The organism is Litorisediminicola beolgyonensis (genome assembly GCF_042679605.1).
Lineage (GTDB): Bacteria > Pseudomonadota > Alphaproteobacteria > Rhodobacterales > Rhodobacteraceae > Litorisediminicola > Litorisediminicola beolgyonensis.
Genome location: NZ_JBHTMU010000029.1, coordinates 40,645 through 56,942, shown reverse-complemented (window position 1 = coordinate 56,942; position 16,298 = coordinate 40,645). Strand labels below are relative to the sequence as shown.

The following is a 16,298-nucleotide window of genomic DNA, read 5'->3' as shown; positions in this document are numbered from 1 at the left end:
ATTCGTTACCATCCCGGCGTACTGTCGCCTCCAGCGGCCTTACGTCTGCTCCGTTATGCGCACCTCGCGGATCGCATCCACTCGCGCAATGCCTTTCCCGACAAGCACGTCAACTTGCCGTAGCTTCCTGCCAATCTCCTCGAGCTGGTGTCGCTTGTTCGCAATTCCTGATCCTACGTTTGCTAACCAGAGCGCTGGACCAATTCAGTTGGGGAGGCTCATTCAAGTCCGGCATAGGCGATGACGTTGCGTTCAGGAGTGAATGTTGAGCCATCTTGCGAGGTCATTTCAGGAATTGATGAGCAACCTGCCAACAGCACCGCAGCCATTCCCATTCAAAGCATTTTGAACCTTAGCATCACATAACGCTAGCACATATGCAGACCCGAAGGTTCACGAAATAAGGGACAGCTTCGTCCCGCACACGCGACTTTCCCGACCGCTATCAGACGCCCTAGCGGCCGGCAGCCCCGAACCCCTCCCTATCACGGGCCTTGGTCTATCCGGCGCCGCGTGGAATACTGTACGCATTGAGATCAAACCGATTGCGAGGCAGGTCATGCAAGTGAAGGATCACGTGGACGGCGTGGCTATCGGGCTGCTAATCGGGTTCCGCGATAGGGCGCCTTTGGTGGTTTTTCCCGGCAACCCCTCGGACACCGCCATCCCCGCCCGCAGCCTGACGCAGTTGTCGCCCGACGATACCGGCGGCGAACTCGCGCTTCTGTTCGAGGATGGCGACCCGTCCCGTCCGCTGGTGATCGGCCGCATTGTGGAACCCGTGCGAACCGATCCTCCCAAGGCGCCCGACACGCCCACTGTCATCCGCGACGGCGAAACCGTCCGCATCACCGCCGAGGACCGGATCGAACTGCGCGTCGGCAAGTCGGTCATCATAATGGAGAAGGACGGCCACATCACCATACGCGGCAAGCACCTTGTCAGCCATGCCAGCGGATCGAACCGTATTCGCGGCGGATCCGTGAACCTGAACTGACCCATGTCCGACGCGATCCCCGTCCTGAAAGACATCGTGCGCCAGCACGCCGAACAGGCCGCGTTCCTCTGGACGATCTACGACGACGCGCTGCTGAACCCCGACGAAGAGCGCAACGAGAACATGGACGACACCCGCATCGCCCGCGTCCGCGACCAGCTTGAGGCCCATATCGACGGGCTCCGGATTGCCGGAAAAACCGGCCGCACCATCGCCCAGGAACGCTACAACGAATTCCCCGAGGCCGGAGAGCTCTTCGTGCTGCGCATGCTCCACCCGGGCGCCGAGCGGCTGACCATCGCAACCCTCGATCTCGACGGTGTCAGGCGCTATCTCGACCATCACCTGGCGTGACCGTCTTCAGACCAGCGAAAACACGCCGTCAGCATAATTCAGGCGCAGGGCTTTCCAGTCGTCTCCATCAAACCGCCAGGCCATGTCCGTTCCAACGCTGTAGAGAAAATTCTCGTCGCATCGGAAATCATAGGCCATGCCGCTTTCGTGGAACTCTTCCAGGTCGGTACCTCGCTGGCGATAAACCCCGTGCCAGCTATCGCCCCAATAGACCTCTTCCCGCCATTCCCTGACCGTGAAGAAGTAACTGCCCGGAGCCGTTATCGGCACGATTTCTGTCTGGTTCCTGACCTCGAGGCAAACGCCATTGTCGCCACAGACCCGAAGCAACTCGGGGCGCGTCGCATCGACACCGCGCAATCGCTGGTTCGAATATAAATCGATCCTCTCCCAGCCATCGCCGTCAAGACGAAGCAGGGTTCCGGACGCACCGACGCAATAAATGTGATCCGATCTCAAGCCATGAATATCGAAAAGCAAAGCATCCGCCGCCGGTTTGATCGGCGTGTAAGTCGTTCCGTCAAACCGGCTGGCCTGTCCGTGCGCACCGATCAGGAAGGTGGTCGCCGGATCGAAACACCAGACCTGATTGTTGAACCAGTCCGCCGCCTGCGTGCGCGCCCAGTTATCCGGACCTCCCCGCCAGATGTCGCGCCCGACCTCGAGCGCAGAAAGGTCCTCCATCGACGTTGCGGACAGCGAATACATCCACAGATCGGTCACCATTATCGGACGGGCCTTCGCGGGGTCGAAGCCTTCCACATCGAATATCACGCAGACGCGGATTTCATGATCCGGATCTGATATTTCAAACAGGATTGCGCAGCGATCCGGGCCGGTTATCGCGATCTGAGTGCACTCGAACGAATAGTTCGGATCGGCCTGGATATAGTCCATGGCCTCGACGATCTGATCGCGTTCAAGTATCACCTCTTATCCCTTCGCATCAGCACCGGCCCGCCGCGCGAGCATCCGACATCCGGCCCGACTCGGCCGAGGACATAGCATCACTCGGCGACTTGCCATTCGCCGCGCGCACGTCGCACCCGCCACCGGCATCATGGCATTGCGCCCGTCCCTGGGACTTCTTCTCGAAGTCCTCCTTGTTTTCGTCGTCAAGCTGTTCCTTGATCGCTTCCTTGTTTGCGTTCTTCAAACAAGCCCCCACCTTTTCCCGTTCGGGATCACCCTCTGCAAGATGCTGCGTCTTCTCGTGGCAAGTCAGCGTCGCGTCCACACAGGTGTCCATGAACTGATCCAGAGATTGGCAGGGCGTATGATAAAGTGAATCCGCGCACATCGCCGATTTGATCTTGTGGTCGGATCCTTTTCGGGAACGCACCTGATCGCCCCGCATCCAAGTGCGCTTCGGGGAATCCGCCTGGCTTTTCTTGCCGTTCGGGTAAATCGTGTGCATACAGATACACTTGCCGTTCTCGTCGGCATAGCTTTTCCACTTCTTGCAGGTCGATCCGCCTTTCGTCAGGTGCCGCATCCCCCGGCAGGCAAAGAACTGGTTTTCGACTGTATGCTCTTTCCAGTAACCTTCATCGCATTTCAGCTTGTCATAGTCTTGCGGCAGCATCTCGTATTTCAGAAGCAAAGCCTCACAATCTGCCATTGACATGTTCAGCTTGGCGATATGCGGAAACGGCGGGGCGTTGCCGGGGTCTGACGCGTGGTTGTTGGTGGTCAGGTCGGTCATGCGGACGACCGGCTCGGTTTCGAACTTCACGTTCGGGGACCATGACTTGAAGAAACTCTTGCCGGTGTTCTTCGACGTCACCACGCCCTTCTTGGCCGCCGCCCCGGCCTCGTCGCCCGATGTCTTTGACATGTCGGACTTGTTCTTGAGGTTGGCCTCCTTGCCCTTGACCAGCACCTTGCCAGTGCCCTTTTCGGTGTCGCCCGCCATGGCGAAGTTCGGGTAGGGCACGGGCACGCCCGGGGGGGTGGCGGGGTTTTCGGGCGGGGTCATGCAGACGTCGGGGAATTCCGCGATGGTCTTGGCCCCGACGGCCTTGCCCGACACCTCCAGCCCGTTGGCGAACACGTCTCCCATCAGCCCGCCCTCCCGCGTGGCACTTCGAACACCGCCGCGCCGCAGGCCCCATCATCGCCCGATGCCTCGACCAGCACCGGATGACCCGGCGCATAACCGCGCTCGTAGGCCGTCAGCGCCCAGCCGATCATCAGGGGCGTGACCGCCGCGCCGCAATTGCCCAGGCTTTCGGCCGGGCTCCACAGGTCTTGGAATTCCTTACGCTGCCGGATCAGGCGTTGCTGGGCCAGCGCGGATTGCTTGAAGAAATAGGTCTCGCCCGTCAGATCCGCGATCCGGTACTCGACCTGCGCCAGACTGACCCCGGCGCCGTCGAGCGCCACGCGGTAGGCTTCGGTCATGCCGTCGGCGCGCAGCGGAAGGTCCAGCCCGTCCTCATCGAGGCCGTTGTAGATATACGACGCCTCACGCGCTATCCCGAGGCCCGCCAGCGCGAAATGGCGCAACTCGCCCGGCGCGACAACGATCGCCGCCGCCGCTTCTCCGGGCAGGAACCCGTTTGGATTGTCCGCCGACAACAAGCGCTGCGCGGCGATGTAATGCGCGACCGACACCGTGGTCAGGTAGCTGTCGACACCCAAGATCACCACGTGATCGGCCTGCCCCTCACGCATGATCTGCTGCGCTCTGTCCAGCGCCACAAAGCCCGAGGGCCGCCCGAATTCAATGACAAAACGCCGGGTTGAAGCCGCCAGCCCGGCATAGGTCAAAACCTGCGCGGCAAAGCCGTCGGGGTCGCGCACGGGGCGCCCCGGGCGGTCCCTTTCGGCCAGGCACAGCACCACCGCTAGCCGGCCAGGCCCGCCCTTCAGCCCCTTCAACGCGTCCACCACCGCGCCGGCGGCCAGATGCGCCAGCCGCTTTTCGCCAATCCAGTTGCGCGGCAAGGGCACCGGCGCGCCAACCTGCCACGCGCCCCCCGCCCCCACGAACCGGGTTTCGTGAAAACCGTCGATCTTCGCTCGCAGCGCCGCGCAGCTGGACAGCCGGTCGAGGCCCACCGCCGTGACCATCCCCGCCGACAGGATGCTGACCCGTGCAGCCATCAGCTGTCCAGCCGTTCAAGCTGGCGCATCGGCACATAGCGACGCCCCGAGGCCATCGCTCGCGTCATCGCCCGGCTGGGGTGCCCCACCCAGGCCAAGCGGAATTCCGAAAGGTGCCGCCGCACCGGGGCGCTGGCCCGCCAGACCGCCGACACCCGGCGCGTCTCGGTATCAAAGAGCAGCGTATCGGGGCGCATCACTCGATCCAGTACGGTGTCGCCCCGCGCGTCAAAGATCACGACCGGCAGGTCGAGGTTCGGCAGGCGGAACGCCTCGTTCCCGGCGGGCGTCAGGTTCCGCAACACAACCTCGGTACCCGGCGCAGGCGGGTCGATCTGCTGATCCTCGCCCACCTGCTGGAGATACCGTTCGTCGAAATCCGGCGGCAGGAAGGGGAAGATGTTCTTCTCCCAGTTCTCGTCATAGGTCCCGGCAAAGCGCAGCCTCTGCGGCGCGGCCCGCGACACCGGACCCAGCGCCATCGGGCGATATTCCTCGTAGGGCGAGGTCACCTCGCGCCCCAGTTCTTCAGTGTTGGGCAGGGGCGCACCGTTAAGCAACGCCTGATTGCGGAAACTGGCAAAGCCGCGGCCATGCGGGTTGGGCAGATAGGCGGGCGGTGTCTTGTCGTCGGGGTCCAGCCGGTCCACCCCGCCAAAGGCCGTGTCATAGCTAAACTGCGCGCGGGTGAACGGATGCGGGCGCGTCGCCGCGACCGACGGCCCGAACACCCGCCATTCTCGGTAGCCGACCACGTTGAGCCCCTTGCTCCAGCCGCCCACGCGCAGGCCCACGGGCACGCGTTCCGCCGCGCGCCCGCCCGGCGCATAGGCCGCACCCTGCACCACCACGTCACAGCGCGCCTTGCGAAAGGCGAAATCGGTCTCCCACAGGGTCGCCGAAAACCCCGGCGCGCCGGTGAATGTGTCAGCATAGACCAGCGGCGTCTGTTCGGCCGCGGCCCGCGCCACGCCGCCCGGCACGTCCGGGAAGGCCAGCGTGGATCGCACAACCAGCACCATGTATTCGCGGCCGCGCACGTCCATCGCGCCAGCCATCTGGTGCGCGCCGGGAATGCGGCAGATCACATCCATGACAGCGCCTTACGTGAAGATGTAGTCGAACCCGGCGTCGCCACCCGTGACGGTCACCTTGTTCAGCTCCTTGCCCTCCAGTCGGTAGGTCAGAATGCGGCGGCTCAGTTCCGGCATCAGCGTGTTCGTCAGGATCGCGTCGATCATCCGGCCGCCGCTTTCGATTTCGGTGCAGCGGTCCTTGATGACCTGCATCGCCCCGTCCCCGATCACCAGTTCCGCGCAATAGCCTTCGCCGAGCCGCTTGGCGATGCCGCGCAGCTTGTGACCCGCGATCGCCTCGATCATCACGTCCGACAGCGGATAGTAGGGGATCGTCACCACCCGGCCCAACAACGCCGCCGGAAACACCTTCAGAAGCGGCGCGCGCAAGGCTTTGTTCATCTCTTCCGCGTCGGCCTTGACAGTGCCGTCCTCGGTCATCGTCATGATTTCCTCGGACCCCACGTTCGAGGTCAGAAGGATCAGCGTGTTCTTGAAGTCGATCCGCCGACCTTCGCCGTCGTCCATCATTCCCTTGTCGAAGACCTGGAAAAAGATCTCGTGCACGTCAGGGTGCGCCTTTTCCACCTCGTCCAGCAAGACCACGGAATAGGGCCTGCGCCGCACGGCTTCGGTCAGGATGCCGCCCTTTCCATAACCCACATATCCCGGCGGCGCGCCCTTAAGCGTGCTGACGGTATGCGCCTCCTGGAATTCGGACATATTGATGGAAATCAGGTTGTCCTCGCCGCCATACATCAGCTCGGCCAGCGCCAGCGCGGTTTCCGTCTTGCCCACGCCTGAGGGACCACAGAGCATGAACACGCCCACTGGCTTTTCCGGCGCCTTCAGCCCGGCGGCCGAGGTCTGGATGCGGTTGGCGATCATTGCCATGGCGTGGTCCTGCCCCACGACGCGCTCGGCCATATTGCTGGCAAGGCTCAGCGCCTTTTCGGTCTGGCTGGCCAGCATTCGGCCCATCGGGATACCGGTCCAGTCCTGCACCACCGACGCCACAGCGGCCTTGTCTACCGCCGGCAGGATCAGCGGGCTTTCCCCCTGCGCATCGGTCAGTTCGGCCATCTTGGCCTTCAGCTGCGCCAGCTTTGCCTCGCGGTCAAAGGGGGCAGCCTCTGCCGTGAGCTCGACCTCGGCGGCGCCTTCGGCCTCGGCCTGTTCGGCCAGCACCTCTTCGGCATCGCCCACCTCGCCAGTGTCGTCCACCTTGGCCCCTGCCCCGCGCAATTGCGCCCGCAGGTCGAGTATCTCTTCCACGATTTCCTTTTCGGCCTCCCAGCGGGCCTTGGCGGCTTCCAACGCATTCTGGGCCAAGACAAGTTGCGTCTCGACCGCCGCCTTGCGGTCTGCCACCTCAATGCCGATCGCCTCTTCCCGCTCGATGATGCCCTGTTCGATCTCCAGCGCCGCCTGCCGACGCTCCAGATCCTCGACTTCGGCGGGGGTGGCGTGTTGCGAGACGGCAACGCGTGCACACGCTGTATCCAGCAGGCTGATCGCCTTGTCGGGCAATTGCCGCGCCGGGATAAAGCGGTGCGACAGCTTCACGGCGGCCTCGATGCTTTCATCCAGCAGCTCGACCTTGTGGTGCTTCTCGAGCACGCCCGCCACGCCACGGCACATCAGCACCGCCTTGGATTCGTCCGGTTCGTCCACCTTCACGGTCTGAAAGCGCCGGGTCAGTGCGGGGTCCGGTTCGATATGCTGCTTGTATTCGGCCCAGGTGGTGGCGGCAATCGTGCGCAGTTCGCCCCGCGCCAGCGGTGGCTTCAGCAAGTTCGCCGCATCGCCAGTGCCCGCAGCCCCCCCAGCCCCGATCAGCGTATGCGCCTCGTCGATGAACAGGATGATCGGCACGTCGGACGATTGCACCTCCTCGATCACCGCCTTCAGACGCTTCTCGAACTCGCCCTTCACGCTGGCACCCGCCTGCATCAGACCGATGTCCAACATCTGCAATTCCACATTGCGCAGCTGCGGCGGCACATCGCCCTTGGCCAGTCGTTGAGCAAAGCCTTCGACCACCGCTGTCTTGCCCACACCCGCCTCGCCGGTCAAGATCGGGTTGTTCTGTTTGCGACGCAGCAGGATGTCGACGATCTGCCGGATCTCGGCGTCGCGGCCCACCACCGGGTCCATCTTACCATCGCGCGCCCGCGCGGTCAGGTTCGTGGCGAATTGCTCCAGCGCCGACTGCCCACCCGGGCGCGGCTTCTTCGGCGCATCGCCCCCCGCGTCGGGCGTGCTGGTCCGTTCCAGCGACTCCGCCAGCAGGTCATCCAGCTGCCCTGCCATCGCGCCGGGTTCCAGCTTGTCGAACTCGAGGCTGATCTTGAACAGCAGCCCTTCCAGCACCGGCACCTGCAGCGCGCCCAGCAGGATATAGGCCGACCGCACAGTATCGTCGCCAAACTCGAGCGATCCGAAATTCCACGCCTCCTGAATGGCGCGGAAGATATGGTCGGAAAACTCTTCGACCGACCCCGCCCCGTGCGGCAAGGCATCGGTCGCCTTCAGAACGTCGCCGTCGAACCTGTGCCGGTCGACACCTGCGGCGTCCAGCAGGATCGCCACATCCGACAGGTCCGTATCGGCCAGCGCGGTGATGAAATGCACCAGTTCCACATAAGGGTTACCGCGCCGCTTGGCCGCCTGCGCTGCCTCGGAAAAGGCTTTCAGGCAAATAGGGTTGAGCTTGCCCACAAGCTCTTTGCGTTTGATGGTTTCCTGCGACCCGCGTGCGGCCATGGGAAAGAGCCTCCGAAATAAAATTTGTCGTCCTGGTGCACCGATGAAATAATCAAAAAGACATTGTTACAGCATGATAGACCGGTTTCAGATTTGAATCGACCGTTTTGACTCTCCGTCCCAAGAGGCCCGCTAGATGAAAGATCCGCTGCCATCCGACATCTTCAGACCCGGCCAGGTTCTGAATAACACCTACGAAATCATCGGCCTTCTGGGCCGTGGCGGCACGGGCGAGGTCTATCTGGCCCGCAACCAGATCGTCGAACGCGATCTTGCCATCAAGGCCCTGAACGCGCGCTTCTCCGGCAATGCCGACTATGTGGAACTAATGAAGCGCGAAGAGCAGATGCGCAACATCATCCACGACGCGGTGGTGCGCTATTCCGAATGCTCGCGCACCGACGAAGGCCACGTCTTTCTTGTGATGGACTATATCGAAGGCCCGTCGCTGAATGACATCATGTTCGATCGCCGGGTCGAGGACCGCGCGCTGATGATCATCGCCCACCGGGTGCTCGAAGGCCTTGTCGCCACCCACGCGCAGGGGATCGTGCACCGCGATCTGTCGCCCGACAACATCATCCTGCGCGGCGGCAAGCCCGAGCGCGCCACCATCATCGACTTCGGCATCGCCAAGGACACCGCCACCGGGGCCCGTACCATTGTCGGCAACGACTTTGCCGGCAAATACGAATATGCCGCCCCCGAACAGCTGGACGGTCACGCCGACTACCGCACCGATCTCTATGCGCTGGGGGCGTCGCTTCTGGCCGCTGTCCGGCAGGAAATCCCCGTAGTGGGCAGCAGCCCGGGCGAGGTCGTGCGCTTCAAGCGCGAACCGCTCGATACGTCCCACATCAACGCGCCGCTCAAGGACCTGATCGACTGGCTGACAGACCCGGATCCGGCAAAAAGACCGCAATCTGCCAGCGAAGCGCTGGACCGTCTGGGCGGCTGGCTCAAGCCCGATACCCATGTGCCGCGGAAAAAGGGCCACAACCGCGACAGGAAAAAACGCCGCAGCCCGCTGATACCCCTGCTTGGCGCGGGAGCCCTAGCCGCTAGCGGGGCCGGTCTCTGGGCCGCTGGTGTCTTCACCCCTGCCCTGCCCCAGATCACGCCCTATACACTGGCCGCCAGCTTTGACCCCGACACGGGCGGCACGCTGATCGGTCACGCCCCCGACGCCGATACCGCCGCTGCCCTGCGCGCGGTGTTTCGTGATACAACGGGCTCCACTCCGTCCGAAACCGCCCTCACGCTGGCCCGCGGCATGCCGGATGAGGACTGGCCCGCCCATGTCTCGGACCTGCTGTCCGTTGTGCAGCCGCTGGACAGCTGGACGCTCGACATCACAGGCAACAGCGCCACCCTCACCGGGCTCGCCCCATCGTCAACCGTGCGCGACGGCCTGCGCAACACCCTGTCCGAATGGCGCGAACTTGCCGCAATGGACGTGACCAGCGATCTAGTCGCAGGTCCCGAAACACTCAGTTGGGCCATGTTAGAGCCTGAATTGAACCGCCTCGCCACTTGCGGCCCTCTTTCGGCACCGTCCGATCAGCCTGCCGCATTCGCGCTCTTTGACACGATCACCGTCTTGGGCGACGTGGCCAGTGCCGCGGATGCGCCCGCGATCGAAGCCGCGCTTAGCCCCCTTGTCGGCGACCGCGACCTGCGCGTCGAAACCACAACCCTTAACGAAGACCTTTGTGCGATCCGCGCCGTCATGCCGCGCTATCAACCGGGCGCCGTGTCGGTCTGGCTTGGGCGCGGGACCACGGGCGAGGCCGCGCTGACCGGCGTTTTCAATACCGGCGACAACCCGGTGGTCGACATCCAGATGCCGGCAACGCTGTCGGGTGCTTCACTTTGGGTCATGATCGTGGACAACACTGGCAAGGTCTTTCACGTCCTGCCCAATATCAACCAGACGGAACATATGGTCGACAATCTGGGAACGGTCGAAAACGGCGTGCGCCGGGTCCGGGTGCTATGGTCGCTCGACGATCTCAAGGAAGACCCCAAACGCCTTGCCGTGCAGGTGACCGAGGGCGATTACGGCAAGTCCGAAGTCATCGCCATCCTCTCCAAAACTCCGCTGTTCGACCTGCGCCGCCCCCGCGATGAAAGCGTGTCGTCGGTGGCCGAAGCGCTGGAACAGACGTTGCCGGGGCGCGAGGACCAGATCATCGGCGTTGCCTCGCGGATCATCGACGCAAGACCTTGAAGCGCCGATTAGGGTCGAATATCGCGCTTATTGGTTTGCGCGATGGTCCCGGTATTCCGCGAGATCCTTCATGTTCCGAAACGCACGCGCGAGGGTATACAGTCGCTGTTGGCTTGGAAGCCAAGCAGCGGAGCAAGAAGAAAGCAGAATTTGTCGCGTTCGAGGAACGTGGAACGCCGGGCTGAACACCTTGCGCACCAGAGCCCGCGCGGTCACCCGCCCCGCCGGGCTGAGCCTCCGCAACTGAATTGGTCTACCGCTCTGGTTGGCAAACGGAGGACCAGGAATGGCGAACAAGCGACCGCAGCCCGAGGAGATTGTCACGAAGCTTCGACAAGTTGACGTGCTTGTCGGGCAAGGCATGGCGCGAGTGGATGCGATCCGCGAGCTCCGCATAACGGAGCAGACGTTTTACCGCTGGAGGCGACAGTACGGCGGGATGGAAACGGATCAACTGAGAGAGCTGAAGCGGCTGCAGAAAGAGAATGAGCGGCTGAGGAAGGCGGTGTCCGACCTGACGCTGGATAAGCTCATTCTGACCGAGGCTGCCCGGGGAAACGTCTGAGCCCCGCCCGTCGGCGTGCGTGCATCGATGACCCATGGTCAGCTGTCGGTATCGGAACGGCGCATCTGCCGCGTCCTCGGCCAGCATCGCTCGACACAGCGGCGTCGGCCGCAAGGGCGCGCGGACGAAGACCGCCTGGTGGCGGAAATGATCGAACTGGCCCGGCAATATGACCACTACGGCTATCGGCGGATCGCGGCGCTGCTGCGGGATGCAGGCTGGCAGCTCAACGATGGCCGTGTCGAGCGGCTGTGGCGACGGGAGGGGCGAAAGCGCCATCGAAGCAACCGAAGAAGAGCCGACTCTGGCTCAACGACGGATCATGCGCTCGGATCAGGCCCGAGCACCCCGATCATGTCTGGAGCTACGACGTCGTTCATTGCCGGACCGATGACGGAACGGCCTTCCGGCTGCTCATCATCCTCGACGAGTTCAGCCGGGACTGCCTCGCGATCAAGGTCGCGCGGACGCTGAACGCGACGAGCGTCATCGACGCCTTGAGCGACCTGTTCATCCTGCGTGGAGTGCCGGGCTTCATCAGGTCCGACACCGGACCCGAGTTCGTCGCAGAGGCGGTAGGAAATGGATCGCCGCTGTCGGCGCCAGAACGGCCTAAATCGAACCGGGGTCAGCTTGGGAGACTGGACATGCAGAGAGCTTCAATGCCCGGCTCCGCGATGAACTGCTGAACGGAGACATCTTCTCCTCGCTCCGTGAAGCCCAAATCATCATCGAGAACTGGCTGCGACACGACAACACCAGGAGGTCACACAACGTCCTAGGCTATCGGCCCACCGGCACCCAAAACCGTCATCCCGATGGATCAGAGGCCGGTCATACACGAACACTCAGCACGGACCAGTCAGTTCAGGCTGCTCAAGGTCAGGGCTGCTAACCTTATCCGCGGGGAAGCCAGGTCAGAAGTTCACCGTATAGTTCGCCTCGGCATCCAGCGATCCGTCCTGGCCCTCGGCGAAGTTCCGGCGCAGGCCAAGGTCCAGGTTGCCGCGTTGCCCGAAGGTTTGCGAATAGCCCAGCGAAATGCCGTGGGTGCGCAGGCCGCCGCTGTTGAAGTCATAGCTGTAATCGACCGCCAGTTCGCCCGGGTTCAGCCCCAGCGTGATGCCGAAATCGACCGTACCGCCCAGGCCATTGGCGCCGTCCTCGGCCACGGTGAAGGTGGGCGCGCCGTCGCCTGCGGCGGCAAAGGACGACGTGACGCTGCGGGTCTCGTCCAGCAGTTCGGACCGCAGGGTCAGGCCGCCGCGCAGTTCGGACGCCACGCGCGGCGACAGCCAGATCGGGCGCCGGGCGTCGACGCCCAAGAACAGAAGAAGGGATTCGTACGTTTCGGACTGCGTTGTCAGGCCCAGCCCGGCGCCGCCCTTTTCGGTGTAGCCGTCGACGTTCAGGCGCAGGTAGTCGAGGCCCGCTTTCCAGCGCAGTTCCGTCCCGGTCCGGATATCGCCCAGCGGGTCGCCGTAGCGGCCCAGCTGTTCCGAGAAGGACAGGGTCGGGACGATGTTGATATAGGTGCCTTCGAATTCCGCCTCGGCACTTTCGTCGACCGTCACACCGTTGGCGGTGAACAAGATCCGCCGGTCGCTGTCGAATTTCAGCCGTCCAAGGGACAGGTAGCCGTCAAAGTCGATCCCGTCCGCCAGCGCGTCATCCACCCGGCCATAGATCGAGGCCTGCACCGCTTGGGTGTCGAGCGACCCGCCGCCCGAGAAGTCGGTCTCGGCGGTGGTATAGCCAAGCGCGACGCCGATGGCGCGGCCGGGGTCGGGGGCGTGGTCCATGCCGATCAGGATGTTGCCGACGGTGGTTTCGAACCCGTCATCGTTGTCGCCGCCGTCCTTTTCGCTGACCGAAATGTCACCGGCAACGAAGAAGCCCCAGGCGGTGTCGTCCAGCCGGTCCTGCGTGGAGAGCCCCAGCACCCCTTTGAAGAGGTCGGACAGGAACTGCGTCGGCACGCTTTCGCCGTCGATGGTCAGGTTGATGCCCGACATGTCGAAGCCGCGCACGCCGCCGTTCCGGGTCAGGCCGATCCGCTTTTGAAGGCCCCGGCCCAGGGTGCGGGCGATGCTGCGGGCGGTGTCGACGGTGGCCAGGTGTTCCTCGTTGCGCAGCGCGCGCATGGCGGGGGCGAGGTTCTCGCCATTACTAGCGGCGGTCGTCAGGTTGACGCAGGCCGCGAGGTAGTCCGCGTCGGAACTGAGTGCGCAGCTTTGTTCAAAGCTGCGGGCGACCTTGCGCAGTTCCGGATCGGCCAGGGTATCCGAGATCAGGCTGGTGCCGCTTTCCAGCACGGTGATGGTCACGTCGGCCTCGGTGGTGGCGCCGCCGGGGTTGGTGGCGCTGTAGCGGGCCGTCACGGCGCCCGCGAAGCCCGCAACCGAGGTGAAGGTGAGCGACTGCCCGGAAACGGCCAGACGGCCTTCTGTGGCGCTGTCAGGGGCGCTAACGATGGCAACGGTAGTCACTCCTGTGCCGGATGTCACCGCGCCCAGGTCGTTGGCCAGCACGTCGATGGTCACCGGCGCGCCGGAAATCGTGGTGGCCGCGTCATCGCGCGCCACCACGTTGCCCGACCCAAGAACGGTGACGGTCACGGTGGCCGCCGCTGACGTGCCAAGCGCGTTCGAGGCGGTGTAGGTGAAGCTGTCGGTCCCGACAAAGCCGCTGGCGGGCGTGTAGCTGACCGTCAGGTCGTCATTGACCACGGCGGTGCCGTTGCCCGGACCCGAGGCGATGGCCACGCCTGTCGCATTGCCGGCCAGGTCGTTGGCGGTCACGTCGATGGTGACGGGCGTGTCGATCAGCGTGGAGGCGGTGTCGGCCACGGTCTGCGGCAGCACCGCGTTGACCTCGACCGTGAAGGCGGTCTGGTTGGCGGTGTCGAAGGGGAAGAAGCCGGGGATGCCGTCGCGCAGGTTGCCAGAATTGTCCTTCTGCCCGGCATCGTTCACCGGGATCACGGTAAAGCTGTAGACCCCCGGAGTCAGCGTCGCGCCCGAGGCCACGCGGATCTGGCCGCCGTCATCGACGGTGAACTGACCCGTCTCGTCGGTCTGGGACAAAGCTCCGCCCGCAATCACTAGATAGTCCACGATGTCGGCGGTCAGTCCGTCGACCGTCTTGCCGGTGCTGGCGACGGACAGGGGTCCGCCGACCGCGTCACCCGCCGGGATAGTTTCGTCGATCACAAAGCGCGGGGCAGCGGCGAGGCGGGGCGCGAATTCAGGCTCGGCCTCGGACATGCGGCGTTCCAGATCGGCCAGCGCCGGCGTGGAGGCGTCGCGGTTCAGACACAGACCCAGCCCGTAGCTGTTGAACACCGGCGGCGACTGGATGCATTCGTCGACCGTATCCACATCGGCATCGACCTGCCCAGGCACGTGGCAGGTGTGGCAGCTGGCATTGGCCTGGTTGATGCCGCCGAAGTGGCCGTTGTAGCGCGAACTGATTTGGTCGGCGTAGAGCCCCGCTAGCCGTCCCAGCCCGTTATCCAGCCCGACGATTTCCAGCGTCAACGTGTTGCCTATGGTTGGGGCCGTGCCGTCAGATATGTTGTAAGTAACCGTTATTTCTGCGCTTTCATCGTTGTCCAGATCGGTCAGCGCGGTGGGCGAGAGGATGATCGTCGACCCGGCAATGGTGTAGACATCGGTCTCGACATAGTCGACCGGGTTGCTGTCGGTTTCGTTCAGTTGGATCAGCACGGCCACGTCCGACACGACCAGCGTATCGCCGTCGACATCGGACACGAAGGCGCTGTCAAGCAGGTCGGCGGTCAGATCGGCCTCGGCCTCGGTCCGTTGACCCAGCGCGATCAGCGCGGCGGTGGGCGCATCGTTGACAGGCGTGAGGGTCAGAGTCACGGTGGCCGTGTCGGTCGCGGTGCCGTCGTCGGCCAGATAGTCGAAGGTCAGCGTGCCGGTGTCATCGGCCAGTGGCGTATAGGTGAAGCTGCCGTCGGTCTGCAGGTCGAGCGTGCCCCGGTTGGGCGCGTTCAGGACGCTGAAGCTAACGGTTCCGATGCCTTCGGGATCGGTGTCCGGCCCGTTGCCATTGTCATTGGCGACGTTGCCGGTCAGCACGTTGTCTTCGGCAAAGGTGAAGGCGTCGTCCTGCGCCACGGGCGGATTGGCGGGCGGCGTGCCTGCGGGACGGTTGATGGTGACGGTCACGGTGTTGCCTTGCAGGCCCTCGCCATCGACCGGGGCGTACTGGAAGGTCGTGCTGGAGGCGGTCAGCGGCAGCGTCGCGGGCAGGCTGTAGAGAAATCCATTGCCATCGGGGTTCAGGCTGAGCGTGCCGGGATCGGTGCCGGTCAGGCCCGAGACCAGCGTCACGGTCATGTCGGCCTCTGGCCCGTCGCTGTCGGTGTCGTTGCCGAGAACGGGCAGGGCAAGCGGGTTACGGTCGTCATTGCCGACGGTCGCCACGTAGTTGTCGGCGGTGGCCGTGGGCGCGATGTTTAGAAAGCTGATGGCGATCTGGTTGCGCTCGACATTGGCGGCCGAGGTATTCTGGAACCCGGTGGTGTTCTTGGGCGAAAAGTTTAGCGTGTAGGGCGTGCCCGCCCGCCGCCGCGCGCCGCGCGTTTCCAGAGCCAGACTGCCCAGAGGCACAGTGATCGCCGTGCTGACACCGGCGGGCACCAGCGACGCCAGGTCTCCGGTCTGGTTCAGCGCGGACAGCGTGCCGCCGTCGCCAAAGAAGGTCAGGCCGCTGTCAAAGGTGATCGCCAGGCTTGACTGGCTGCCGGGCAGGGTGACTGCGCCACCGGAAAAGCCGTTTCCGTTGACCGTTGCCACATGCGGCGCGTAGGTCGTTTCGACCGTGTTGAAGCCGTTGCTTTGGATTGTGCTGTTGGGAATGCTGTTGCCTGAACCGTCGAGGCTGAAGCTCATGTTCGCGTCGAGCGCCCGGCCATACAGGGTGGACCCGCCCGACGCCTGGCTGAGCGCCGTGTTTTCACCGGGGCGCACGGACGAGTTGTTGCCGTGGCAGTTCGTACAGCTTGGTGTGATCCCGTAGCGCGACAGGAATTCGTCCGGGATCAGGTTCGAGTTCAACGGGTTGGGTCCGGCGGTCGCGGTGGTGACAAGCGCAAGCAACAGGCCACCCGCGAAAGATGTGGTGCGGCGGCGCGCGGCGTGTTTGGTACCCATCAATTCTGTCCCTCCTCCG

The 16,298-nt window shown here is 63.8% G+C and carries 9 protein-coding genes and 1 pseudogene; 4 read left to right on the top strand and 6 right to left on the bottom strand.

The features are described from left to right. Positions 1 to 559: 559 nt before the first annotated feature. Positions 560 to 997, top strand: coding sequence for a DUF6484 domain-containing protein (locus ACFQ4E_RS14885; protein WP_386804898.1), 438 nt, complete (start codon positions 560 to 562; stop codon positions 995 to 997). A 3-nt stretch (positions 998 to 1,000) separates the two neighbouring features. Continuing rightward, positions 1,001 to 1,351, top strand: a complete 351-nt coding sequence (locus ACFQ4E_RS14880; RefSeq protein ID WP_386804896.1) for a hypothetical protein — start codon at positions 1,001 to 1,003, stop codon at positions 1,349 to 1,351. A gap of 6 nt (positions 1,352 to 1,357) precedes the next feature. Here the strand turns inward: ACFQ4E_RS14880 and ACFQ4E_RS14875 are convergent, their stop codons facing one another. From ACFQ4E_RS14875 to tssH, 5 genes are read right to left on the bottom strand one after another with little or no spacing between them, the layout of a single operon-like run. Next, on the bottom strand, positions 1,358 to 2,281 hold the full coding sequence (locus tag ACFQ4E_RS14875) for a hypothetical protein (RefSeq protein WP_386804895.1): 924 nt from the start codon (positions 2,279 to 2,281) through the stop codon (positions 1,358 to 1,360). A gap of 16 nt (positions 2,282 to 2,297) precedes the next feature. Beyond that, positions 2,298 to 3,413, bottom strand: coding sequence for a DUF4150 domain-containing protein (locus tag ACFQ4E_RS14870; protein WP_386804893.1), 1,116 nt, complete (start codon positions 3,411 to 3,413; stop codon positions 2,298 to 2,300). Continuing rightward, positions 3,413 to 4,459, bottom strand: a complete 1,047-nt coding sequence (locus ACFQ4E_RS14865; protein ID WP_386804891.1) for a beta-ketoacyl synthase N-terminal-like domain-containing protein — start codon at positions 4,457 to 4,459, stop codon at positions 3,413 to 3,415. The genes ACFQ4E_RS14870 and ACFQ4E_RS14865 overlap by 1 nt, the downstream gene beginning before the upstream one ends. After that, positions 4,459 to 5,553, bottom strand: coding sequence for a DUF2169 family type VI secretion system accessory protein (locus ACFQ4E_RS14860; protein ID WP_386804889.1), 1,095 nt, complete (start codon positions 5,551 to 5,553; stop codon positions 4,459 to 4,461). The genes ACFQ4E_RS14865 and ACFQ4E_RS14860 overlap by 1 nt, the downstream gene beginning before the upstream one ends. 9 nt (positions 5,554 to 5,562) lie before the next feature. Beyond that, positions 5,563 to 8,301: a type VI secretion system ATPase TssH gene (gene tssH / locus ACFQ4E_RS14855; RefSeq protein WP_386804887.1), complete on the bottom strand. Its 2,739-nt coding sequence runs from the start codon at positions 8,299 to 8,301 to the stop codon at positions 5,563 to 5,565. 136 nt (positions 8,302 to 8,437) lie between these two features. On the opposite strand from tssH, the gene ACFQ4E_RS14850 reads away from it, so the two are divergent. Beyond that, positions 8,438 to 10,531, top strand: coding sequence for a serine/threonine-protein kinase (locus tag ACFQ4E_RS14850; RefSeq protein WP_386804885.1), 2,094 nt, complete (start codon positions 8,438 to 8,440; stop codon positions 10,529 to 10,531). A 286-nt stretch (positions 10,532 to 10,817) separates the two neighbouring features. Continuing rightward, positions 10,818 to 11,935, top strand: a pseudogene (locus ACFQ4E_RS14845) (IS3 family transposase); the annotation flags it as partial. A gap of 78 nt (positions 11,936 to 12,013) precedes the next feature. Here ACFQ4E_RS14845 and ACFQ4E_RS14840 read toward each other — a convergent pair. Beyond that, the gene (locus tag ACFQ4E_RS14840; protein WP_386804884.1) at positions 12,014 to 16,279 is read right to left on the bottom strand and encodes an Ig-like domain-containing protein; all 4,266 of its coding nucleotides are present in this window, start codon (positions 16,277 to 16,279) and stop codon (positions 12,014 to 12,016) included. Between the last annotated feature and the right edge of the window lie 19 nt (positions 16,280 to 16,298).